Source organism: Acidisphaera rubrifaciens HS-AP3, from assembly GCF_000964365.1.
Taxonomy (GTDB): domain Bacteria; phylum Pseudomonadota; class Alphaproteobacteria; order Acetobacterales; family Acetobacteraceae; genus Acidisphaera; species Acidisphaera rubrifaciens.
Window position 1 is genome coordinate 1 of record NZ_BANB01000680.1, and the last position, 242, is coordinate 242.

Annotated in this window: 1 pseudogene; it reads right to left on the minus strand. The window is 74.0% G+C overall.

What is annotated here, in order from left to right:
- Positions 1-242 (minus strand): annotated as a pseudogene (locus tag B8460_RS16330) (heavy metal translocating P-type ATPase); the annotation flags it as partial.

Consider the following 242-nt stretch of genomic DNA (forward strand, 5'->3'; position numbering starts at 1 on the left):
AGCACCTCATCGGGCGGGATGCCGGACGCGGCACTTATGCCGGCGACGCGCGCACGGCCGGCGGTCAGCGTGCCCGTCTTGTCGAGGAATACCGTGTCCACCCGGGCGAGCGTCTCCAGCGCGCCGCCGCCCTTGACCAGCACGCCGCGTCCGGCGCAGCGCGACAGGCCCGAGATGATCGCCACGGGCACGCCGAGGATCAGCGGACAGGGCGTGGCGACGACCATCACCGCGAGGCCGCG